Genomic DNA, 22,840 nt, shown 5'->3' on the forward strand with positions numbered 1-22,840 from the left:
GTCGAGGCCGATCGCGCCCAGCTTTCGGAGATAGTTCAGCGGGTCAGGGACGGAAGACTGCGGACGAACATCGGCAAAGTCTCGTCCCTCGAAGATGCGATCGCTACCTTCAATTCGACTGAGCGACGGGCCGGGAAGACGGTCATCCGCGTTCGCTCGTGAGAAGTCGGGAGGAACGATGGTATTCACAGTCCTCGCATCTGCAACGCTCGATCAACGGGCTAGCACATGCTCTTAGCGGCGTCCTCGATCAGCTTGGCAACCAAATTGCGAAATCGTTCGGCAGACCGATCTCCTATGTTTCCAACATCCTCGGTCACCATCCCTGGCGAGGAAACCGATACCTCCCCACTTAGCTGAACGTTGACGGTGAATGCCCTTCTGGCCGTCTTTTTCAATCCTGGCTTTCCGTAGATTTGGAACTGAAGGGAGGGCGTTAACTCTTTGACCCGGCGGCGCGATGCAGTGTCTACGTCGATGGTCATCTCGCCCGCCACCTCAGCCTTTGCTGCTTCCAACGCCGCAACAACGACATCGTTTAGCCAAGCCCTGGCTTGGGTTCCGAAATCCGTCATCGGAGCATTCGCATCCTCCCCTTGCTGGCGGTGGGCTTTCTTGCCGCGCTCAAGGGCTTCTTTGAACTTAGCCATCCTAATCGCCTCCGACATTGTCAGCACATGAAGCTAGTGCTCAGATCGGCCAGGGCTCTGCCAATCAATAGAACGCGTGCTGTCGGAGTATGTTGCGTAGGATAGTCCCCGGTTGCCGCAAGTCCTCGGTCGCCCGCTTCGCGCAGCGCGCCGAAAAGACTTCGGCCTTGATCGCGAACGCCATGCCTATGCCTCCCGGCCGACAGCGATCCGGTAGCTCAGCGTGCGTTTCGCGCCTGGCTCGATCAGCATGACGCCCGGCTTATCGGCGAACTCGCCGTCGAAATCGACGGGACTGGCGATGCCGTGCCAGGGCTCGATGCACAGGAACGGGGCGCCGCCGGGCTTGGACCAGATACCCAGCTCGTTGAAGCCCTGCCACGACATCTCGATCGCCGGCCCGCGCGCGGCGGCATAGCGCACGCTGGTGCTGACCGGCCGGTCGAGGATGACGGCGTCGTCGTCGAACAGTTTTTCGGAAAGCGGCAGCGTCTTTCCCTCGACGGGCGTTGGTTGCGGGGCCGGCAGCAGCAGGCCGTCCTCCAGGCGGCGGACAGGCGCCGGCTCATTGTCGGCGAAGGTCAGCCGGTAGGCCTCCTTGGGCAGTTCCGGCAACAGCGGCCAGTTGAACGCCGGATGCGCGCCGATCGAGGCCGGCAGCGGTTGGTCGCCGGTGTTGGCGATTTCGAAGGTCACGCCGAGTTGCCGGGGTTTCAGGTCGTAGCCGATGGTGAGGCGAAAGGCGAACGGGTAGTGCATCCGCGTCTCGGCGTCATCGGTCAGGACCAACGCGCAGGCGGTCGGTCCCTGCCCGGCCCAGGCAAAGCGCCTGTCGCGGGCAAAGCCGTGCTGCGTCATCGGATAGGTTTGGCCGCGATGCCGCAGCCGATCGCCCTTCAGCCGGCCGACGATCGGGAACAAGACCGGCGAATGACGGCGCCAGGCGGGGCCTGCCTGCCACAGAAGCTCGGTGCCGTCGGCATCGCGCAGCGAGACCAGTTCGGCCCCCTGCCCGACGATGGTCGCCGAGATACCGTCAGCGTGAAGCGTCAGCTGTTCCATTACGTCCTCGCGGCTGGCTGGTGTGGACGACAGGCTAGCAAAAGGCCGAGCGTGAACTCAAGAGCCCCAGTCATGCCGCGCCTCACATGGTTGTGCGCGCGTTGGCGGCAGGACCTCACAAAAAATTGGCCGGAGGTTTCCCTCCGGCCATGCCGAGGTCAGCAGTGTTGCCTGCTACGGTCCGGCCTATTCGCGCTCGCCGGTGAAATTCAGCAGCAGCTGGAAGATGTTGATGAAGTTGAGATAGAGCGAGAAGGCGCCGAAGACGGCGAGCTTCTGCTGCGATTCCGCATCGAAGTTCTCCGCATACTGCTCCTTGATCGTCTGCGTGTCCCAGGCAGTGAGGCCGACGAAGACGGCAATGCCGATCACCGAGATGGCGAACTGCAGCGCGGTCGAACCGAGGAACAGGTTGACCAGGCTCGCGATCACCACGCCGATCAGGCCCATGATCAGAAAGGACGAGAATTGCGACAGGTCACGCCTGGTCGTGTAGCCGTAGAGGCTGGTGGCGCCGAACATGGTGGCGGCGATGAAGAAGGTGCGCGCGATGCTGGTCGAGGTGAAGACCAGGAACACGGAGGCGAGCGACAGGCCCATCACCGCACAGAAGGCCCAGAACATCGCCTGGGCGCTTGCGGCCGACATCGTCTGCATCTTGAACGAGAGGATCATGACGAAAGCCAGCGGCGCCAGCATCACCACCCATTTCAGCGGGCTGGAGAAGATCGGCACATAGAGTGCCGGCGTCGAGGCCACGAAAAAGGCGACGAGGCCGGTGACGACGAGACCGAGGCCCATGTAGTTGTAGACGCGCAGCATGTGCTTGCGCAGTCCCTCGTCAAAGACGGCGACGGCCTGGACGCCGGTGCCCGTTCGGTATCCCAGATTGGGGCTGTTCATTTGGTTCTCCTTAGCTGGAAGTCTCAGTAGAGCGTCTGTTTTCAGTAGAGAGTTTTGGCGAGTTTTTCGGCGGCACGGTCGAGATTGCCGGCGTCGCCGCGTCCGACCACCGCGTAGGCAACCTCGCCGATCTGGAAATATGCAGTTGAAATGTCATCGGAGGGCGCGATCGTCGGCTTCACGACATCGAACGTGCCCGGCCTGATGGCGAACAGCGAGACAAGACCGAGGTCCTTGGTCTCGACCGCAACCTCGACGCTCGGCCCGAAATGCGAGGGATAGACCTGGACGTCGCGGATCTTCCAGTCGTCGGGCAGCGACGGCATCACGATCGCCGTCGCGGCCCGGATCTCGTCGGCATTGTAGCCCGGCGCTTCGCGCTGCGACGGCATCGTCTCGCGCACCAAGGTCGTCCGGTGCGCCCGGACCGCATCCTCGACATAGGCCGGCGGCTGCGTCGAGGCGACCACCTTGGTCACAGCGATCGGCCCGAAAATGCCGTTCGCCAGCCAGCCCGCCGCGACCAGCACGGCCGCTGCCGCTGCCCGCTGCAGCACGGCAAGGATGCGTCCCCTGGCAAGCGCCCTCTCCAGCCGCCGGGCCGCTTCGGTGGTGGCCGGACGCGCCATGCCGACAGGTCCGGCAAGCGCGACGCGCAGTTCATCGCGCGTCCTGAGATCGGACATCACGCGCGCCGCCACTTCCGGGCGCGCGGCGAGGTGCGCCTCGACCTCGATGCGGCGGGCGACATCCAGTTGATCGTCGACATAGGCGTCGAGGTCGGCATCGGTTACGGGGTCGACAATGGCGGTCATTGATCGTCTCCCACGATCCTGAGATGAGGCCTGGCTTTCAGCGGAGCCCCCTCCTCCATCTCGCGCAGCGCGGCACGCGCGCGGCCGATGCGCGACATCAAAGTTCCGAGCGGCACGCCGATGACTTCGGCGGCCTCCTGATAGGAAAGCCCTTCGATGGCGACGAGATGCAGGGCGGAGCGCTGTTCTTCGGGCAGCGAAAGAAATGCATCGCGGACCTGCGACAAGCGCACCGAATGGTCCTGCGACGCCGGCATGTTTTGGTCGGCAACAAGGCCGGCCTGTTCGATGCGTGCCGCCTCGGAGCGGCGCGAGCGCATGCGGTCGATGAAGATGTTGTGCACGATCGCCAGCAGCCAGGCGCGCAAATTGCCGCCCGCGCGAAAGGTCGCCCGCCGCTCATAGGCGCGCACCAGCGCGTCATGGACGAGATCCTCTGCATCGGCGCTGTCGCGCGTCAGCGAGCGTGCGTAACGCCGCAGCGACCCCAATTGCCCGACAATGTCGAAGCGTGCCATCGACCGTTTCATGCCCTGTTTACGGAGCATGTAGGGGTTTTAATCCCCCTGCCCGGCATTTTCTTCTTACGTGTCGCCGGCACAGAGGAAACCGCTGGCGCGGCGGGATCGATTTGCGTATCACTCCGCCGCCATTGGAGTCCTATCGATGTTCGAGACCCTGCAGCCCGCGCCCGCCGACAAGATCCTTGCCCTGATCGGCCTCTACCGCAACGACCCGCGGCCGGGCAAAGTCGACCTCGGTGTCGGCGTCTACAAGGACACCGACGGCAGGACGCCGGTGATGCGCGCCGTGCGCGAGGCCGAGAAGCGTCTGCTGGCGAGCCAGGATACCAAGACCTATCTCGGCCTTGCCGGCGATACCGGCTTCAACGCCGCCATGATCAAGCTCGCCTTTGGCGAGAAGGCCGACCCTTCGCGCATCCGCGCGGCACAGGCGCCAGGCGGATCCGGCGCGCTCAGGCTGGTTGCAGAGCTTCTGCAGCGCACGCGCGCCGGTGCCACCGTCTGGCTGTCCGATCCGACCTGGCCGAACCATCTGCCGGTGATGCGCGCTGCTGGATTGCAGGTTCGCGATTATCCCTATTTCGATGCCGCTTCGGGTGCCGTCCGCTTCGACGAGATGCTCGGCGCGCTCAAGACTGCCAACAGCGGCGATGTCGTGCTGCTGCATGGCTGCTGCCACAACCCGACCGGCGCCAACCTCGATACGGCGCAGTGGGCCAAGGTCGCCGATGTGCTGCTGGAGCGCGGCCTGCTGCCTTTCGTCGACATCGCCTATCAAGGCTTTGGCGAGGGCCTCGACGCCGACGCCGCCGGTTTGCGGCTGCTGGCCGGCAAAGTGCCGGAAATGGTCGTCGCCTCGAGCTGCTCGAAGAATTTCGCCGTCTATCGCGACCGCGTGGGTGCGGCGATGATTGTGGCCAAGGATGGTGCGCAAGCGGACGTGGCGATGAGCCAGATGCTGGCGGCCGCGCGCGCGCTCTATTCGATGCCGCCGGATCATGGCGCGGCGGCAGTGCGCATGGTGCTGGAAGACGTTCATCTGAAGAAGGACTGGGAGACAGAGCTCGAGGAGATGCGGCTGCGCATGCTCAGGCTGCGGGTCGCCTTCGCCGAAGCGTTGCGGCGGCAGTCGAATTCCGACCGCTTCGATTTCGTCGCCAGCCATCGCGGCATGTTTTCGCGACTGGGGCTGACCGAGGCGCAAGTCGAACGCCTGCGCACCGAGTACGCCGTCTATATGGTGGGCGACAGCCGCATCAACGTGGCCGGCCTGCCCGAGGACGGCATGGACGATCTCGCCAAGGCGATCGTCTCGGTGCTCGACTAGAGCCGGATGATTTCAGGTCGAATCGACGTGAAATCTGAATCCGTCTCTAAACCAAAGAAATAGAGCGTGATGCCGCCCGAAAACCGCTTCACACATTTCGGCATCATGCTTCGGTCCCCAACTGCTGTGGACAACTCGTTTCAGCGGCCGACCAGGATTGGTCGCACCCCGGCCGCGGGATAGGCTCGACCCATGACGCCTTCCAAGGACATTTCCCGGCTGATCGAGATCATGGCGGCGCTCAGGGCGCCGAAGACCGGCTGCCCCTGGGACATCGAGCAGAATTTCTCGACCATCGCGCCCTATACGATCGAGGAAGCCTATGAAGTGGCCGATGCGATCGGGCGCGGCGACTTCGACGATCTGCGCGAAGAGCTGGGCGACCTGCTGCTTCAGGTCGTCTATCACGCGCAAATGGCTGAGGAGATCGGCGAGTTCGCTTTCGGCGATGTCGTCGAAGCCATCACCAGCAAGATGATCCGCCGCCATCCGCACGTCTTCGGCGACGAGAAGGCGCGCAGCGCCGGCATGGCCAAGGGGATGTGGGAGAAGATCAAGGCGGCCGAAAAAGCCGAGAAGCGCGACGCCCGCATCGCGCGCGGACTCGATCCCGAGGATCACGGCAAGGGCTATCTCGACAGCGTTCCGGTGGCGCTCCCCGCCCTGACGCGTGCGCTGAAACTGCAGGAGAAATCAGCGCGTGTCGGCTTCGACTGGAGCGAGGCAGCGCCGATCCTCGACAAGATCGAGGAAGAGATCGGCGAATTGCGCGAGGCGCTTGCCACGGGCGACGCCGCGCCCATCAAGGACGAGTTCGGCGACATGTTGTTTGCCGTCGTCAATCTCGGCCGCCACCTCAAGCTCGATTCGGAAGCGGCGCTCAGCGGCACAAACGAAAAGTTTCGTTCGCGATTCCACTATGTCGAGCAGGCCCTGGAGGCTTCGGGCAGCTCGCTGGAGAAGGCTACGCTCGACGAAATGGAAGCGCTCTGGCAGCAGGCCAAAAGCGCAAAATAAACAGCCGGTTAGTTGCTCTTGCGATGCAGGCGGCTCTCGATTTCCTGCCTGGCGCTGTGCGTGGCCGTCAGCGAGAGGGTGACGCTGCCATCCTCATTGTCGGTGCGTGAAACGACGTCGCCGTTGCGGTAGAGCCAGTCGACCTGGCCGAGCTGGGCCGGGCTCAACGTAACCGCCATCGTTTCCAGCTCTCCCGACACGCGCGTCTCGATGAGCGCCTTCAGCGCGTCCAGTCCTTCGCCGGTCACAGCCGATATGGCGATCGGCGGAGATTTGCCGCTTGCCCCTTCGGCGAGCAGCCGCTCCCGGTTGCCTTCATCGAGCAGGTCGATCTTGTTCCAGACCTCGATCACACGGTTCGTGTTGGCGGCATCGACGCCGAGATCGCCAAGGATGCGTTCGACGTCCTCGGCCTGGGCGGCCGTGTCGGGATCGGAGATGTCGCGCAGATGCAGCACCAGATCGGCTTCGACAACTTCTTCCAGCGTTGCCCGGAAGGCCGCCACCAGATGCGTCGGCAGGTCGGAGATGAAGCCGACCGTGTCCGACAGGATGACCGGCGTGCCGTGCGGCAGCCGCACGCGCCGCAGCGTCGGATCAAGCGTCGCGAACAGCATGTCCTCGGCCAGCACCCCTGCCCCGGTCAACCGGTTGAACAGCGTCGACTTGCCGGCATTGGTGTAGCCGACGATCGCCACCACTGGGAACGGCACTTTCTTGCGCTTGGCCCGGTGCAGGTCGCGGGTGCGCCGCACCGTTTCCAGCTCATGCTTCAGCTTGGTGATCTTGTCCTGCAGGATGCGTCGGTCGGATTCGATCTGGGTTTCACCCGGACCGCCGAGGAAGCCGGCGCCGCCGCGTTGCCGCTCAAGGTGGGTCCAGCTCCGCACCAGTCGGCCCTTCTGGTAGTTGAGATGCGCGAGCTCGACCTGCAGCGTGCCTTCCTTGGTGCGCGCGCGCTCGCCGAAGATCTCGAGAATGAGCCCCGTGCGGTCGAGCACCTTGGCGTTCAGTTCCTTTTCGAGATTGCGCTGCTGCACCGGCGTCAGCGGATGGTCGACAATGACAAGCTCCGCCTTGCGTTCCTTCACGATGTCGGCGAATTCGGCCACCTTGCCGCTGCCGAGCAGGGTCGCCGGGCGCGGATCGGCGACCGTCACTACTGCGGTGTGAACCGGATTGAGATCGATGGCGCTGGCAAGCCCGACCGCCTCGTCGTGGCGGGCATCGGCCGAACGGCTCAGCCGCGGACGGCTCGGCTCATCGTCGCCGCGAAGCTGGCGGGCAAGCACCGGCACAATGACGACAGCCCGGGTCGGATCCTTGGCTTCCGGCCCGAGTTGATGTCCTTGTTTTCCGCGAACGCTGCGGTCCGCGTCCTTATCACGTGCCAATCAGGCGCCCTGGCTTTCCTCGCCATCGAACATCTGAACCGGCTGGCTCGGCATGATCGTGGAAATGGCGTGCTTGTAGACGAGCTGGGAGTGTCCGTCACGCCGCAACAACACACAAAAATTGTCGAACGAAGTGACCACACCGGTCAGCTTCACGCCATTGATGAGGAAGATGGTGAGTGGATTTTTGCTCTTGCGAACTGAATTCAGGAACAGGTCCTGAAGGTTTTGCGATCGTTCCGCCATTTTTCTTGTCTTTCGCCGATCCCCTTCGGTTTGCGTGCCAATGCGCCAAATTACGCGGCACCTGTCAAGCGCGCAAACCCCCTCTTGCCAACACAATGGCAAGCAGAACGAGATAGTTAAGGTTCATTCCAGTTGTGCGGTTATCAGGCTGGACTTTTTTCCGCAACGTCAAAAAAGGCCTGCCGCAACGAAAGTGTCATGGAACCAGGATGGCCATTTGCGATCGGCGCGCCGTCGATTTCGACCACAGGCATGGCGATTGTCGTCGCCGAGCTGATGAATGCTTCCTTGGCGGCCTTGGCTTCGGCGACCGAAAAGCCGCGCTCCTCGATCTTGAGGCCAAGCTTGGCGGCGACATCGAAAAGCGTCGTGCGGGTGATGCCGCGCAGGATGCCGTGCTCGGCCGGCCGGGTCACCAGGACGCCGTCCCGGGTGACGATCCAGGCGTTCGAAGAACCGCCTTCCTTGACGTTGCCGTCGGTGTCGACGAACCAGGCTTCCTGGGCGCCGGCTTCCTTAGCCTTCTGCTTGGCGAGCACATTGGGCAAAAGGCCCGTGCTCTTGATGTCGACCCGGTCCCAGCGATTCTCAGGCACCGTGATGACCTTGATGCCAGTCTCCACCCGCTTCGCTCCGGCGGCCGGATCGGCTTTTCTGGCGGTTATGACCAGTGATGGCCTTGTGCCTGCCGGTGGGAAGACAAACTCACGGCTGGCGACGCCGCGTGTCACCTGCAGATAGACAAGGCCGTTGACCACGCCGTTGCGATTGACCACTTCGCGCAGCAGCATCGGCAGGACGCCTTCCGAGACCGGCCAGGCGATCGAGAGCTCCTTCAGCGAGCGCTTGAGCCGGGCAAGGTGGCGCGGCATGTCGACGATATGGCCGCGCGCCACCTCGCAGACCTCATAGACGCCATCCGCGAACTGGTAGCCGCGGTCCTCGACATGGACGCGGGCTTGAGCATGGACGACATAGCGCCCGTTGACATAGGCAATGCGCGGCATGGGCACCCTCGGGGAAAACGTCAGGCTTTCTTAGGCGATTCCGCCGCTGCGGCAATGGACAATCACGTGGGCCACCGTTCGCTACACGCCCAGCGATTTCAGCTTGCGATGCAAGGCCGAGCGTTCCATGCCGATGAACTCGGCCGTCTTCGAGATGTTGCCGCCGAAGCGGTTGATCTGGGCGATCAAATAGTCCTTCTCGAACTGCTCGCGTGCCTCGCGCAACGGCAGCGCCATGATGTGCTGGTCCGACTGGTTGGGCGTGCGTGGCATGACATCGCCGATCTCGGACGGCAAAAGGTCGGCGGTGATCGGCGCATCGGCCTCTTCGCCTCGCGCCAGAATCATCAGGCGTTCGACGTTGTTGCGCAACTGGCGAACGTTGCCCGGCCAGTTGTGGGCCTGCAGCACCGCCAGCGCATCGTCACCGATGCGGCGCGGCCTGATGCCGGCCTGGCGCGCGATCTGCTTCATGAAATTGTCGACGAGATAGGGAATGTCCTCGCGCCGCTCGGCAAGCCCCGGCACCATGACAGGAACCACTGCCAGCCGGTGGTAAAGGTCCTCGCGGAAGCGGCCGTCGGCGATCATTGCTTCGAGATTCTGCGAGGTCGAGGAGATGATGCGGACATCGACTTTGACGCGCTTGGTGCCGCCTACCCGCTCGAATTGCTGCTCGACCAGCACGCGCAGGATCTTGTTCTGCGTTTCGCGTGGCATGTCGGCGACTTCGTCGATGTAGAGAATGCCGCGATGCGCCTCTTCCAGCGCGCCGACCTTGCGCTCGGTGCCGTTCGATTCGGTGCCGAACAGCTCGATTTCCATGCGCTCGGGCGTGATGGTGGCCGCACTCAACGTGACGAACGGACCGGCCTTGCGCGACGAAAGCGTGTGGATGGCGCGCGCCGTCAGTTCCTTGCCGGAGCCGGACGGGCCGATGATCATGACGCGGCTGTTGGTTGGCGCGACGCGCTCGATGGTCTGCCGCAACTGGCTCATCGCCGACGACATGCCGATAAGGTCGAAGGTCTCGCCGCTGCGCTGCTTGAGATCGGAGACCTCACGCCGCAACTTGGACGTCTCCAGCGCGCGCTCGGCGACCAGGATCAGGCGATCGGCCTTGAACGGCTTCTCGATGAAGTCGTACGCGCCGCGCCGGATGGCCGAGACCGCCGTTTCGATGTTGCCGTGGCCGGAGATCATCACCACCGGCATGTTCGGATGCATGGTCTTGATCTCGTCAAGCAGCGCCAAGCCATCGAGGCGCGAGCCTTGCAGCCAGATGTCGAGGAAAATCAGCCGCGGCGCGCGATCGGCAATTGCCGCAAGCGCGCTGTCGGCATCATGCGCCGTGCGGGTTTCATGACCCTCGTCGCTCAGTATACCGGCGACAAGTTCGCGGATGTCTTCCTCGTCATCGACGATGAGAATGTCAGACGCCATTACCGACCTTTTCAGTTTCTCTTTCGTGTTCGCTTCGACCTTCACCGCGTGGCGGCGCGGCTACGACCGTTGCCGGGGGCAGGATGATCGAAATCATCGCGCCCCGGCCACCATGGAAATCCGCTGGCGCGTCGTGCAACTCGAGACGGCCGCCATGGTCCTCCACGATCTTCTTGACAATAGCGAGGCCAAGCCCGGTGCCCTTCTCGCGCGTCGTCATATAGGGCTCGAGAAGCCTTTGGCGATTCTCGCGCGGCAGCCCCTTGCCGTTGTCGATAACGTCGATTCGTATGGCGCCATCTTGGCGACCGGCCTGAATCCGGATTGTGCCGTCCGAACGGTCTTGCGCATCAAGACCGTCGATCGCCTCGGCGGCGTTCTTGATGACGTTGCCGAAGGCCTGCGCCATCAGGCGGCTGTCGAAAGTGCCCTTCAACGGCTCACTGCCGAAGTCGCGCTGGAAGGCGATGTCGGAGCGGCTGACCTCGACCAGGAAGGACGCCTCGCGCAGCGATTCACGCAGATCGATCGTCTTCATCTCAGGCTTCGGCATGCGGGCGAAGGCCGAGAATTCATCGACCATGCGGCCGATGTCCTCGACCTGACGGATGATGGTGTCGGTGCACTGGTCGAAGACCTCGCGGTCCTCGGTGATGACCTTGCCGTAGCGGCGCCTGATGCGCTCGGCCGAGAGCTGGATTGGCGTCAGCGGGTTCTTGATCTCATGCGCGATGCGTCGCGCCACGTCCGCCCAGGCCGAAGAGCGCTGCGCCTGGACGAGATCGGTGATGTCGTCGACCGTGACCACATAGGACTTCTCGTCCTCGCCGTCGTCGCCGGCCTCCACAGTAACCTGGACATTGAAGGTGCGTTCCAGACCGGTGCGGAAGAAGGTCACCTGCTCGCGATAGACCGGCTTGCCGGACTGCCGTCCAATCTCGAAGACGCGGCCGACGAGGGGCAGGACCGCCGAAAGGTTCTGGCCAAGCGTCGCATTCGCCGAAATCGCCAGCATGGTTTCGGCCGAGCGATTGACGATGGTGATGATGCCGTAAGGGTCGACGCCGATGACGCCGGCGGTGACGCCGGCGAGCACCGCCTCGGAGAAACGCCGGCGCTCGTCGATCACATCCTTGGCCGAGAGGAGCTCGTTGCGTTGCGATTTGAGCTCGAGGATCATGTTGTTGAAGGTATCGCCGAGCGAGGCGACGTCGCCATCGGACTGGCGCACCGGAACGGCAACGTCGAGATTGCCGGTCGCCACCTCGTCGGCGGCGCCGATCAGCTGGCGAATCGGTCGCACAATGCGGTCTGCGACCGCAATGCCGGTCCAGATCGCCGACAGCGTAATGATCAGGGTGAGCGACAAATAAGGCAGCGCAAAAGCGATCTGCGAGGTCCGGCGGTTGTCCTCCAGGTTGCGGTATTCGTCGGTGTTGGACTTGACGATCTGGCGCGCCTTGATCACGTCGGGGTCGACCAGCCGGATCGTGTACAGGTAGAGCCCTTCGATCTCGCGCAGCTTGATGATGGCGCCCATGATGTTGCGGGTGCGCGGCTCGATCAGCACCGGCTTGCCGGCCGCCGCGGTGTCGACGGCGCCCGCCGGCGGCTCGGGCATGGCGAAATCGGCGTCGGTCTTGGCTTTCATGACGAACGAGCCGTCGGGCTTGATCAGGGCGGCGTGGGCCAGTCCGCGGCCAATGGCTTCCTTGTTCAACAGATCGAGGAAACCGCTACGGTCGAGACCGTATAGCGTGCGCGAGGCGTCGAGATCGTAGGCCATCGACAAGGTCGTGCCCTGCAGGTTGCGCGCGTTCTCCTGCACATAGGCGTCGGCAATCGACAGCGACGAGTTGACGATCGTCTTGGTGCGCATTTCGAACCAGCGGTCGAGGCCGATGTCGAGCGTGATCGAGGCGATGATCGCCACCATGATGGCCGGAATGGCGGCAACCAGCGCGAACATCGCCACGATGCGCACATGCAGCCGCGAGGCGGCCCTGCCGTGGCGCCGCGCCAGAACGATGCGACGCACCTCGCGGGCGATCAAGGCGATCAGGAACAGAACAAAGACGGCATTGGCCGCGACCAAGGCCCAGGTCGCGTCGGCGGTCGGGGCGATCGGCGTGGCGCCGACCAGGATCGCGAACGAGATCGCCGCCGTGATCACCGCACCGGCGATGGCGACCACGCCGGGCAGCGCCAGCAACCGTCGGCCGTCACGCGTGCCGGTCTGGCTGAAAAGCGGTTGGTTCAGGGTCGGAGCCTCAGCTGCCATGTCGCGGTACAGAGTCGGTCATTGCGTCGGATGTATGCAACGCATTGTGGCGATTATGCAACAAGTGTGGCCGGGACGAAAATCTTTCCCCGCCTAATTCGCCGAAAAGACGAGGTAACGTTACGGCTGCCTGGTCGATTTGTATACGTTGACGCCAAGCTCGCGGATCTTCTTGCGCAGCGTGTTGCGGTTGAGCCCCAGAAGCTCGGCCGCCTTTATCTGGTTGCCGCGCGTCGCCGTCATCGAAGCCAGCACCAGCGGATACTCGACCTCGGCAAGGATGCGCTGGTAGAGCCCGGCCGGCGGCAATTCGCCGGCAAAGGAGGCAAAATAGCGCTGCAGGAAATGCTCGACCGCCTGGCCGATCGACAGATCGTCGGGGATGAGCGCGCCGCCGTCGGGCACGACCGGCCTTTCGCCGGTCTTGAGCTCGGACTCGATGATCTCCGATGAAATCTCGTCCTGCGAGTAGAGGGCGGCCAGCCGGCGCACCAGGTTTTCGAGCTCGCGCACGTTGCCCGGCCAGGGATAGCGCTTCATAAGCTCGATGCCGCCGGCCGAAATGCGTTTGGTCTGCAGGCCCTCGCTGGCGCCCTGCTTGAAGAAGTGCCGCACCAGATCTGGAATGTCCTCGGAACGCTCGCGCAGGGCCGGCAGCCTCAGCGGCACGACGTTGAGACGATAGAACAGATCCTCGCGGAACAGCCCCTGATTGATCAGCGTGCGCAGATCCTTGTTGGTGGCCGCAACGATACGCACGTCGGTCTTGATCGGCGTGCGGCCGCCGACCGTGGTGTATTCGCCCTGCTGCAGCACGCGCAGCAGCCGGGTCTGCGCTTCCATCGGCATGTCGCCGATCTCATCGAGAAACAGCGTGCCGCCCTCCGCCTGCTCGAAGCGGCCGCTGGAGCGGTTCTGGGCGCCGGTGAAGGCGCCTTTCTCGTGGCCGAACAGCTCAGATTCAATGAGGTCGCGCGGGATCGCGGCCATGTTGATGGCCACGAACGGACCGCCGCGACGGCGGCCATATTCGTGCAGCGCACGCGCCACCAGCTCCTTGCCGGTGCCGGACTCGCCGCTGATCATGACCGTGAGATCGGTCTGCATCATGCGCGCCAGCATGCGGTAGATGTCCTGCATGGCGGCCGACCGGCCGACCAAGGGCATCGTCTCCGGCTGGTCTTCCGCGCGGGCATCGAGCTTCGGCCGCTTCGGCTCGGCCAGCGCCCGGTTGACGATGTTGAGCAGTTCGGTGAGGTCGAACGGCTTCGGCAGATATTCGTAGGCGCCGGTCTCGGAGGCGCGGATGGCGGTCATGAAAGTGTTCTGCGCGCTCATGACGATGACCGGCAGCTCGGGCCGCGCCTTCTTGATGCGCGGCAGCATGTCGAAGGCGTTTTCATCGGGCATCACCACATCGGTGATGACGAGGTCGCCCTCGCCCGCCGCAACCCAGCGCCACAGCGTCGAGGCGTTGGAGGTGACGCGCACCTCGTGGCCGACGCGCGACAGCGCCTGGTTGAGCACGGTGCGGATGGCTGCATCGTCGTCGGCGACCAGAATATTGCCGCGAACGCTCATTTGCGGTCTCCTTCAGCTTCATCGCCCGAGCCTGGCGAAGTCTCCTTCCAGGCAGGCAGCAGGATGCGAAACGCGGTGCCGCGCGGCGTCGAATCGCATTCGATGATGCCGCCATGCTCGCCGACGATCTTGGCGACCAGGGCCAGCCCAAGGCCCGAACCATTCGGCTTGGTGGTGATGAACGGATCGAACAGGATCGGCAGGATGTCCTCGGAAACGCCGGGGCCGTTGTCATGCACGCAGAATTCCAGCGGCAACGAGACACGGTCCTGCGTTCCAGGCACGGAAACGCGGATGCCCGGACGGAAGGCCGTCGAGAGCATGATCTCGCCTTGCGGGTCCGCGCCGATGGCCTCGGCGGCGTTCTTGACCAGATTGAGGAAGACCTGAATCAGTTGATCGCGGTTGGCGAAGACCGGAGGCAATGATGGATCATATTCCTCCAAGATCTTGATCCGCCTAGCAAAGCCGTTCTTGGCGATCGCCTTCACATGATCGAGCACGACATGGATGTTGACCGGATAGCGCTCGATCGGCCGCTCGTCGGAAAACACTTCCATGCGATCGACCAGCGAGACGATGCGGTCGGTCTCGTCGGTGATCAGGCGGGTCAGCGCGCGGTCTTCATCGGAAGCCGAAAGCTCGAGCAACTGGGCGGCGCCACGGATGCCGGAGAGCGGGTTCTTGATCTCATGCGCCAGCATGGCGGCAAGACCGGTGACTGAGCGCGCCGCACCGCGATGCGTCATCTGGCGGTCGATCTTGTCGGCCATCGACCGTTCCTGGAACATGACGACGACAGAGCCCGGAAACTCCGGCACCGGCGCGACATAGAGATCGACCATCTTCTCGATGCCGAGGCGCGGCGAGGACACGTCGACGCGATATTCGTTGACCGGCGCACCACGCTCGCGCACCTGATCGACCAGCGTCAGCAGTGGGCTGCCGAACGGCACCAGCTTGGACAGCGTGTTGCGGGCGAGCATGGTCGCGCTGGAGCGGAAGAAGTCCTCGGCATCCGCATTGGCGAAAATGATAAAGCCCGCGGGATCGACCATGATCACCGGGCGGCGGATGGTGTTGAGCACGATGTTGGCGGCGTCCGCCACCTGCTGTGGGACATCGGCCTTCATGCCGCGCTCCGCAAGCTGATCGATGGCGAGCTATCGGCGAACACGTGGTACAACTCGGCAACGACTTCGCTCGGCTCGAAGCAAGTGAGGATGCGTTTGCGCTGCTCTGCGCAAGCTCGGGGAGCGTGACGGTCGAGATACCAGCCGACGTGTTTGCGCGCCTGCCGGAGACCGCTTTCGATGCCGTAGAGCGAGAGCATGTCCTCGTAGTGCGAGACGACGTAATCGGCGAGCGCTTCCGGCACTTGCGGAATGCCTTGTGCGCATGTTCCGGCCGCGGCTGTCGCAACGCTGCCTGCGACCCATGGCGCGCCGTAGTGCGCACGGCCGATCATCACCGCGTCGGCGCCGGATTGCTCGATGATGGTCGCAGCCTCTTCCGGCGACCCGACATCGCCGTTGGCCACCACCGGGATGGAGACAGCTTCCTTGACGCGGGCGATGGCGCGCCAGTCGGCCTTGCCCTGGTAGAACTGACAGCGCGTGCGGCCATGCACGGTCACCATCCTGACACCCGCCTGTTCGGCGCGGCGCGCCAGCATCGGCGCGTTGAGGGCGCTTTCGTCCCAGCCGAGCCGCATCTTGACCGTCACCGGCAGCGAAACGGCGCCGACCACAGCCTCGATCAGTGAAAGCGCGTGGTCGAGATCGCGCATCAGTGCTGAACCGGCATAGCCGCCGGTCACCTTCTTTGCCGGACAGCCCATATTGATGTCGATGATATCGGCGCCCTCGCCCGCCGCAATACGCGCGCCCTCGCCAATATGGACCGCTTCGCGGCCGGCAAGCTGCACCATATGCACAGGCAGGCCGGAATGACGGATGCGCAGGTCGCATCCGGCCCTGCCCCTGGCCAGTTCGCCGCTCGCCACCATTTCCGACACGACCAGCCCGGCGCCATGCGCGTGGGCGCGCCGCCGGAACGGCTCGTCGGTGATGCCCGACATCGGCGCCAGGAAAACGCGATTGCGGATTCTCACGCCGCCGACATCGAGTGGCGATGCCAAAGTGGTCAGTTCAGTCATGCACAAAAACCAAGCATGTACGATCGTTGCACATTCTCTAGCCAGAAGTGTGGCATTGTGCAACGCGCAATGACGTCACATTAAGGCGCATTTTGGAAAATGCTGGCCTTCGGCCATCACCCCGACTAGGACCGATCGGAATGAGCGAGGCAAGCGAAAAGCAAGCGGCAAGCCCGAGCGGCGGCATCGGGGTGGTGATCGTCGCCGCCGGCCGTGGCGCGCGCGCCGGACAGGCCGACGGTCCGAAGCAATATCAGCGCATCGGCGGCCGTGCCGTCATCGCGCATACGCTGGATATCTTTCTCTCCCATCCGATGATCGGCTCGGTGGTGGTGGCTATCCACAGCGACGATGCCGAGCTTTTGCAGCACGCGGCTGGGGTGCACGCCGAACGTCTCATCACGGTTATCGGCGGCTCTTCGCGCCAGGCGTCCGTCCGGCTCGGCCTCCTGGCACTGAGGGACCAGGCACCCGCAAAAGTGCTGGTGCATGATGCCGTGCGCCCGTTCGTCGACGCCGGGCTGATCGATCGCACCATCGAAGCCATCGGCGAGCGGCAGGGCGCGCTGCCGGCGCTGCCCGTTGCCGACACGCTGAAGCGGGAATCGGCCACCGGCATGATCGATGAGACGGTATCGAGAGCCGGACTTCATGCCGCGCAGACGCCGCAGGGCTTCCCGTTCTGGCCGCTGCTTGCCGCACACGAGAAGGCGCATCATCTGGGCAAGACGGAGTTCACCGACGACGCGGCGATCGCCGAATGGGCACATATACCGGTCAAGATCGTCCCCGGATCGCCGGACAACGTCAAACTCACCTGGGCAAGGGATATTGCATTGGCCGACCAGCGGCTCTCGAGCGCGCAGCAGCGCTTCCCGGATATCCGGACCGGCAATGGCTATGACGTGCACGCGTTCGAGCCGGGTGACCATGTCACGCTCTGCGGCGTCGCCATTCCCTACGAGCGAAAACTCTCCGGCCATTCCGACGCCGATGTCGGGCTGCACGCGCTGACCGACGCGCTGCTCGCCACCTGCGGCGCCGGCGACATCGGTACGCATTTCCCGCCGTCGGACCCGCAGTGGAAGGGTGCGGCCTCGAAGATCTTCGTAGAGCACGCCGCAAAGCTGGTGCGCGAGCGCGGCGGCCGCATCGCCAATGCCGACATCACGCTGATCTGCGAGGCGCCGCGCGTCGGGCCGCATCGCGCGGCGATGACGCAAGCGCTTTCGGCCATGCTCGGGATCGCGCCCGAGCGCATTTCGATCAAAGCGACGACCAACGAGAAGCTCGGCTTTGTCGGGCGCGGTGAAGGCATCGCCGCGATAGCCACGGCCAGCGTCGTCTATCCGGGCGAGGTGCCGGCATGAGCAACGCTGAACTCGCAAACGCGCTGCTTCAAGCCTGCCAGCAGCGCGGCATCATGCTGGCGACGGCCGAGAGCTGCACCGGCGGCCTGATTATCGCGGCGCTGACCGACATCGCCGGCTCTTCCGCCGTGGTCGATCGCGGCTTCATCACCTATTCCAACGAAGCCAAGATGGAGATGCTCGGCGTCTCCGCCGCCACGCTCGACGCGCATGGCGCGGTCTCGGGCGAGACAGTGCAGGAGATGGCCGCAGGCGCGCTGGCGCATTCGCAAGCCAGCCTCTCGCTTGCCGTCACCGGCATTGCCGGCCCTGGCGGCGGCTCGGCGGAAAAGCCGGTCGGTCTCGTCTGGTTCGGGATAGCGCTGGCAGACCAGCCGATTGTCGCTGAGCATCAGCTGTTCGGTCACAAGGGCCGCGAATTCATCCGTCACGAGACGGTGCGGCACGCGCTGCAGCTCGGCTTGCGCGTTCTGGGTAAAGATTAGGCTGGTTTCGGTCCGTAGATCACGTCTGCCCGCTTCTCGAAGGCTTCCGAGAACATGCGGAAGGCGCGGTCGAACATCGTGCCCATGACCGCGCCCAGGATGCGGCTCTTGAACTCATAGTCGATGAAGAAATGCACCTCGCAGCCGCGCGAGGCGGGATCGAAGCGCCAGATATTGCTGAGATATTTGAACGGGCCGTCGATGTATTTGACATCGATGGCGTGCTCGGCCGGATTGAGCAGCACCTGCGTCGTGAAGGTCTCGCGGATCGCCTTGTAGCCGATGCTCATGTCGGCAACCAGGATGGTGCGCCCGTCTCGCTCCTTGCGCGAGCGTACGGTGAGCGATTCACAGAGCGGCAGGAATTGCGGGTAGGTCTCGATGTCGGCAACCAGCGCGAACATCTCCTCCGGCGTATGCGCGACGCGGCGTGTCGCCTCGAATTTCGGCATTGAAGGTCAGCTGGCCTTCTTGAGCTGCGCCTCACGCGCCGCGCGCAGCCTGGCGAAATCCTCGCCGGCATGGTGCGAGGAGCGCGTCAGCGGGCTCGACGCCACCAACAGGAAGCCCTTTGTCTTGCCGACCGTCTCGTAGGACTTGAACTCGTCGGGCGGGATGAAGCGGATCACCGGATGGTGCTTCTTCGAAGGCTGCAGGTACTGGCCGATGGTCATGAAGTCGACATTGGCCGAACGCAAATCGTCCATCAATTGCAGCACCTCGTTCCGCTCCTCGCCGAGGCCGACCATGATGCCGGATTTGGTGAAGATCGACGGGTCGAGCTCCTTGACCCGCTGCAAAAGCCGGATCGAGTGGAAATAGCGGGCGCCGGGACGCACCGTCAGATAATTCGACGGCACGGTTTCGAGATTGTGGTTGAAGACATCGGGCTTGGCCGCAACCACGATTTCGAGCGCGCCGTCCTTGCGCAGGAAGTCGGGCGTCAGAATCTCGATCGTTGTCGCTGGCGTGGCCGCACGGATGGCGCGGATGACGTCGGCGAAATGCTGCGCGCCGCCGTCGGCAAGATCGTCACGGTCGACGGATGTGATGACGACGTGGCTCAGTCCCATCTGCTTGACGGCGTGCGCGACGCGCGCCGGCTCATCGGCATCCAGCGCGGTCGGGATGCCGGTCGCGACATTGCAGAAGGCGCAGGCGCGCGTGCAAATCTCGCCCATGATCATGAAGGTGGCGTGCTTCTTGTCCCAGCATTCGCCGATGTTGGGGCAGCCGGCCTCTTCGCAAACCGTCACCAGCTTGTGCGATTTCACGATCTCGCGCGTTTCGGCATAGCCCTTCGAAACCGGCGCCTTGACCCGGATCCAGTCGGGCTTGCGCAGCACTTCCTGGTCGGGCCTGTGCGCCTTCTCGGGGTGCCGCGGGCGCGGCCGGTTGGCGATCGTGTCTACGACTGTGACCATGTCAAACCCTTCGCGGCCGCGATTTCGACAGCCGCCCATCTTTCGTCATCTAAGACGTTTCGAGGCAAAGAAAAAGGCCGTGGAGGTGCATGCCGCCCCGGCCTTTTTCGCATAGCGGTATTCGTCTAGCGGCGAACAAGCCGTCCCACGAAGATCAGCAGGCACGCGCCGATGAAGCCGGTAATAAGATAAGCCACCCAGCCGACGCCGAACGACTGGATGTTGAGAGCCTGCAGGATCGCGTTCAGCACAACCGCGCCAACGATACCCATGATGATGTTCATGACGATGCCGGTGTTGCTCTTCATGACCATCTCGGCGAGCCAGCCCGCCAGACCTCCGACGATGATGGCTGCGATCCAGCCGACGCCATTCAAATGCATGTGCCAATTCCTCCTCGATCAGGTGAAAATGCATCCGGATACGAACTGCCTTGCCGTCAGATTTCTCCGGCTGCCGCGGGTGAGTCTCACGCAGCCAATCTATCACCGATTGGCGATTTATCACCAATTGGCGATTTATCACCAAATGGTGATTTATCATGCGTTCAAAGCGCGGCCATAGGCGTCGAGCACGCTCTCCTTCATCATCTCCGACAGGGTCGGATGCGGGAAGATCGTGTGCATCAGCTCTTCCTCGGTCGTCTCCAGGTTCATCGCCACGACAAAACCCTGGATGAGCTCGGTCACCTCGGCGCCGACCATATGCGCGCCAAGCAACTGGCCGGTCTTCTTGTCGAAGATGGTTTTCACGAAACCCTGATCCTCGCCGAGCGCGATGGCCTTGCCGTTGGCGCTGAACGGGAAGCGGCCGACGCGGATATCCTTGCCTTCGGCCTTGGCCTTCGCTTCCGTCAGGCCGACGGAAGCGACCTGCGGGCTGCAATAGGTGCAACCGGGGATCTTCAGCTTGTCGATGGCGTGAACGCCCGGGAAATTGGCTATCTTCTCGATGCAGACGACGCCTTCATGCTCCGCCTTGTGGGCGAGCATCGGCGGTCCGGCGACGTCGCCGATGGCGTAGACGCCCGGCACATTGGTCTTGCCGTAGCCGTCGACGACCACGCAGCCGCGGTCCGTCTTCACGCCGAGCGCCTCGAGGCCGAGGTTTTCGATGTTACCCTGCACGCCGACGGCCGAGATCATGCGGTCGGCGGTGATCTTCTCGACCTTGCCGTCCTTCATCTCGACATGCGCGGTGACCGAATTGGCGCCTTTTTCGACCTTGGTCACCTTGGCTTCGAGTATGATCTTCATCCCCTGCTTCTCGAACTGCTTCTGCGCGAATTTCGAGACCTCGGCGTCCTCGACCGGCATCACCGCCGGCAACAGCTCGACCACCGTCACGTCGGCACCCATGGTGCGGTAAAAAGAAGCGAATTCGATGCCGATGGCGCCCGAGCCCATGACCAGCAGCGACTTCGGCATTTCCTTCGGCACCATGGCCTCGAAATAGGTCCAGATCAGCTTGCCGTCCGGCTCGATGCCGGGCAGCGCGCGCGGCCTGGCGCCGGTCGCCAGGATGATGTGCTTGGCGGTGTAGGTGCCCTCGCCCTTGACGCCTTTCGGCACCGGCGGCTGCGGTTCCATCGCCTTCTTCGCGGTCTTCGAAACGACAACCTCACCAGGCTTCGAAAGCTTTGCCTCGCCCCAGATGATGTCGACCTTGTTCTTCTTCATCAGGAAGCCGACGCCGGTGTTCAGCCGCAGCGACACCTTTCGCGACCGGTCGACCACGGCGGCCGTGTCGGGGCTGACCTTGCCGCCTTCGAGCTTCAGGCCGTAGTCCTTGAGGTGGTCCGAATAATGCATGATCTCGGCCGAGCGCAGCAGCGCCTTGGTCGGTATGCAGCCCCAATTGAGGCAGATGCCACCCAGGTGCTCACGCTCGACGATCGCCGTCTTGAAGCCGAGCTGGGCGGAACGCACCGCCGTGACATAGCCGCCGGGGCCTGAGCCGATAATGATGACGTCGTAGGGTTCAGACATTTTATGGTCCTTATTGAAGCGAGGCTTCACCGAAAGAAGGCTTTGGTATCGACCATGGCCCGTGTGTCGGCATTGGAGGCCTGAAAGCTGGCTCGTTCGTCAGTATCGAAAGAGCATGGAAAACCCAGAGTCTCACAAATGCGCAGCCTGCAAGAAGCCGACCTCGACGGCCTTGCGAACGCACGGCCAACAACAGTCCGATGATCAGAAATGCATCGACCATCATGTCGCTAGCATCACGCGCACCAACGGTGTCAGCGCCTTCCCGATGTTTCGCGTGTTCTCGGCATCGAGATGGACGCCGTCGAGCGGCGTGGTTGTTGCAACCGTGCCGGCGTCGAAGAAGCCGCAGCCGGCCTCATCGGCCAGCAGTGAATATTGCGGCGCCAGACGCTTGGAGGCGTCGTCGCCGCCGGCGAACATTTCCTTGAATTCGGCATTGTCGGTGCGCGAGACAGTGGGCGGCGCGACGATGAGCATCTGCGGCGCCGGCCATTCGAATGGGAAGTCGTGACCGCGCACGATATCGATCAGCCGCTGCATACCTTGCTTGGCTGCGACCGGATTGCCGTGGATCCACGGCTTCATGTCGTTGGAGCCGAGCATGACGATGACGAGATCGAGCGGCGCGTGGCTGGTCAGGATCGTCGGCAGGACGCGGGCGCCGTTGCGATCGGCACCGGCCAGATGGTCATCGAAGGCCGTGGTGCGGCCGTTGAGACCTTCGGCGATGACCTCGATATCGCCGCCGAGCTCGGTCCCAAGCACGCTCGGCCAGCGGTCCTCCAGCGCATGGCGGCCGAGGCTGGCGGCGTCGTAGCCCCAGGTCAAAGAGTCGCCGTAGCACAGAATTGTCTTCACGCCTTTGCCCCGCTTCTACCAAAACCCTTCTGGACGCACCCCACCCGCCAATGCACGAAGGCAAAAAGGCTGGTGAAGAATTTCCGCACCGCCTTTTCCCTTCTTACACCAGCATGCCCATCGGGTTTTCGATCATGCGTTTGAAGGCGCCGAGCAATTCCGCGCCGAGCGCGCCGTCGACGGCCCGGTGATCGGTCGAGAGCGTCACCGACATCACATTGGCGACCTTGATCTCGCCGTTCTTGACCACCGCGCGCTGCTCGCCGGCGCCGACCGCCAGGATCGTCGCATGCGGCGGGTTGAT

General features: G+C 63.5%; 23 protein-coding genes and 1 pseudogene. 5 read left to right on the top strand and 19 right to left on the bottom strand.

Going from position 1 to position 22,840, the window contains the following annotated elements:
* Positions 1–162, top strand: a pseudogene (locus ACWGS9_RS31405) (NADP-dependent oxidoreductase); the annotation flags it as partial.
* 59 nt (positions 163–221) lie between these two features.
* On the opposite strand, the gene ACWGS9_RS31410 reads toward ACWGS9_RS31405, so the two are convergent.
* The 5 genes from ACWGS9_RS31410 to ACWGS9_RS31430 all read right to left on the bottom strand — a co-directional run bounded on the left by ACWGS9_RS31410 (position 222) and on the right by ACWGS9_RS31430 (position 3,960).
* Positions 222–650, bottom strand: coding sequence for a hypothetical protein (locus tag ACWGS9_RS31410; protein WP_454508884.1), 429 nt, complete (start codon positions 648–650; stop codon positions 222–224).
* A 186-nt stretch (positions 651–836) separates the two neighbouring features.
* Positions 837–1,712, bottom strand: a complete 876-nt coding sequence (locus ACWGS9_RS31415) for an aldose 1-epimerase family protein (RefSeq protein ID WP_454508885.1) — start codon at positions 1,710–1,712, stop codon at positions 837–839.
* A 186-nt stretch (positions 1,713–1,898) separates the two neighbouring features.
* On the bottom strand, positions 1,899–2,615 hold the full coding sequence (locus ACWGS9_RS31420) for a Bax inhibitor-1/YccA family protein (RefSeq protein ID WP_454508886.1): 717 nt from the start codon (positions 2,613–2,615) through the stop codon (positions 1,899–1,901).
* Positions 2,616–2,656: 41 nt separating this feature from the next.
* Complete coding sequence (locus ACWGS9_RS31425; protein ID WP_454508887.1) at positions 2,657–3,430, bottom strand: anti-sigma factor family protein; 774 nt, start codon at positions 3,428–3,430, stop codon at positions 2,657–2,659.
* Positions 3,427–3,960 carry a sigma-70 family RNA polymerase sigma factor gene (locus tag ACWGS9_RS31430; RefSeq protein WP_454508905.1) on the bottom strand — a complete coding sequence of 178 codons (534 nt, stop codon included), beginning with the start codon at positions 3,958–3,960 and terminating at the stop codon, positions 3,427–3,429. The genes ACWGS9_RS31425 and ACWGS9_RS31430 overlap by 4 nt, the downstream gene beginning before the upstream one ends.
* Positions 3,961–4,096: 136 nt before the next feature.
* On the opposite strand from ACWGS9_RS31430, the gene ACWGS9_RS31435 reads away from it, so the two are divergent.
* Together ACWGS9_RS31435 and mazG are read left to right on the top strand one after the other, a co-directional pair.
* Positions 4,097–5,281 (top strand): amino acid aminotransferase, encoded by a 1,185-nt coding sequence (locus ACWGS9_RS31435; RefSeq protein ID WP_454508888.1) that lies wholly within the window; start codon positions 4,097–4,099, stop codon positions 5,279–5,281.
* A 192-nt stretch (positions 5,282–5,473) separates the two neighbouring features.
* Complete coding sequence (gene mazG / locus ACWGS9_RS31440; protein ID WP_454508889.1) at positions 5,474–6,298, top strand: nucleoside triphosphate pyrophosphohydrolase; 825 nt, start codon at positions 5,474–5,476, stop codon at positions 6,296–6,298.
* Positions 6,299–6,306: 8 nt separating this feature from the next.
* Here the strand turns inward: mazG and hflX are convergent, their stop codons facing one another.
* The 8 genes from hflX to dusB all read right to left on the bottom strand — a co-directional run bounded on the left by hflX (position 6,307) and on the right by dusB (position 16,408).
* Positions 6,307–7,692 (bottom strand): GTPase HflX, encoded by a 1,386-nt coding sequence (hflX, locus tag ACWGS9_RS31445; protein WP_454508890.1) that lies wholly within the window; start codon positions 7,690–7,692, stop codon positions 6,307–6,309.
* The gene (gene hfq / locus ACWGS9_RS31450) at positions 7,693–7,938 is read right to left on the bottom strand and encodes an RNA chaperone Hfq (protein ID WP_006202172.1); all 246 of its coding nucleotides are present in this window, start codon (positions 7,936–7,938) and stop codon (positions 7,693–7,695) included.
* Positions 7,939–8,081: 143 nt separating this feature from the next.
* Positions 8,082–8,945, bottom strand: coding sequence for a D-amino-acid transaminase (locus ACWGS9_RS31455; protein ID WP_454508891.1), 864 nt, complete (start codon positions 8,943–8,945; stop codon positions 8,082–8,084).
* An 81-nt stretch (positions 8,946–9,026) separates the two neighbouring features.
* On the bottom strand, positions 9,027–10,388 hold the full coding sequence (gene ntrX / locus ACWGS9_RS31460) for a nitrogen assimilation response regulator NtrX (protein ID WP_454508892.1): 1,362 nt from the start codon (positions 10,386–10,388) through the stop codon (positions 9,027–9,029).
* Positions 10,378–12,669: a sensor histidine kinase NtrY-like gene (locus ACWGS9_RS31465; RefSeq protein ID WP_454508893.1), complete on the bottom strand. Its 2,292-nt coding sequence runs from the start codon at positions 12,667–12,669 to the stop codon at positions 10,378–10,380. Before ACWGS9_RS31465 ends, ntrX begins: the two co-directional genes overlap by 11 nt.
* 120 nt (positions 12,670–12,789) lie before the next feature.
* The gene (gene ntrC / locus ACWGS9_RS31470; RefSeq protein WP_454508894.1) at positions 12,790–14,250 is read right to left on the bottom strand and encodes a nitrogen regulation protein NR(I); all 1,461 of its coding nucleotides are present in this window, start codon (positions 14,248–14,250) and stop codon (positions 12,790–12,792) included.
* A complete protein-coding gene (locus ACWGS9_RS31475) occupies positions 14,247–15,383 on the bottom strand; it encodes a two-component system sensor histidine kinase NtrB (protein ID WP_454508895.1) in 1,137 nt (378 codons plus the stop codon). The genes ntrC and ACWGS9_RS31475 overlap by 4 nt, the downstream gene beginning before the upstream one ends.
* A complete protein-coding gene (gene dusB / locus ACWGS9_RS31480; RefSeq protein WP_454508896.1) occupies positions 15,380–16,408 on the bottom strand; it encodes a tRNA dihydrouridine synthase DusB in 1,029 nt (342 codons plus the stop codon). Before dusB ends, ACWGS9_RS31475 begins: the two co-directional genes overlap by 4 nt.
* 140 nt (positions 16,409–16,548) lie before the next feature.
* On the opposite strand from dusB, the gene ACWGS9_RS31485 reads away from it, so the two are divergent.
* Both ACWGS9_RS31485 and ACWGS9_RS31490 read left to right on the top strand, forming a co-directional pair.
* Positions 16,549–17,778 carry a bifunctional 2-C-methyl-D-erythritol 4-phosphate cytidylyltransferase/2-C-methyl-D-erythritol 2,4-cyclodiphosphate synthase gene (locus tag ACWGS9_RS31485; protein ID WP_454508897.1) on the top strand — a complete coding sequence of 410 codons (1,230 nt, stop codon included), beginning with the start codon at positions 16,549–16,551 and terminating at the stop codon, positions 17,776–17,778.
* A complete protein-coding gene (locus tag ACWGS9_RS31490; protein ID WP_454508898.1) occupies positions 17,775–18,263 on the top strand; it encodes a CinA family protein in 489 nt (162 codons plus the stop codon). The genes ACWGS9_RS31485 and ACWGS9_RS31490 overlap by 4 nt, the downstream gene beginning before the upstream one ends.
* Here the strand turns inward: ACWGS9_RS31490 and ACWGS9_RS31495 are convergent.
* The 6 genes from ACWGS9_RS31495 to ACWGS9_RS31520 form a co-directional block, all read right to left on the bottom strand.
* Positions 18,260–18,715, bottom strand: a complete 456-nt coding sequence (locus ACWGS9_RS31495; protein WP_454508899.1) for a type II toxin-antitoxin system RatA family toxin — start codon at positions 18,713–18,715, stop codon at positions 18,260–18,262. The genes ACWGS9_RS31490 and ACWGS9_RS31495 overlap by 4 nt on opposite strands.
* 6 nt (positions 18,716–18,721) lie before the next feature.
* Positions 18,722–19,687, bottom strand: a complete 966-nt coding sequence (lipA, locus tag ACWGS9_RS31500) for a lipoyl synthase (RefSeq protein WP_454508900.1) — start codon at positions 19,685–19,687, stop codon at positions 18,722–18,724.
* 125 nt (positions 19,688–19,812) lie between these two features.
* A complete protein-coding gene (locus tag ACWGS9_RS31505; RefSeq protein WP_454508901.1) occupies positions 19,813–20,070 on the bottom strand; it encodes a GlsB/YeaQ/YmgE family stress response membrane protein in 258 nt (85 codons plus the stop codon).
* A 156-nt stretch (positions 20,071–20,226) separates the two neighbouring features.
* Positions 20,227–21,675, bottom strand: a complete 1,449-nt coding sequence (gene lpdA / locus ACWGS9_RS31510) for a dihydrolipoyl dehydrogenase (RefSeq protein WP_454508902.1) — start codon at positions 21,673–21,675, stop codon at positions 20,227–20,229.
* A 222-nt stretch (positions 21,676–21,897) separates the two neighbouring features.
* Positions 21,898–22,536, bottom strand: coding sequence for an SGNH/GDSL hydrolase family protein (locus ACWGS9_RS31515; protein ID WP_454508903.1), 639 nt, complete (start codon positions 22,534–22,536; stop codon positions 21,898–21,900).
* A gap of 103 nt (positions 22,537–22,639) precedes the next feature.
* On the bottom strand, positions 22,640–22,840 hold a 201-nt coding region (locus tag ACWGS9_RS31520; protein ID WP_454508904.1), incomplete at its 5' end, for a 2-oxo acid dehydrogenase subunit E2.

It is taken from the genome of Mesorhizobium sp. Arg314 (genome assembly GCF_053714275.1).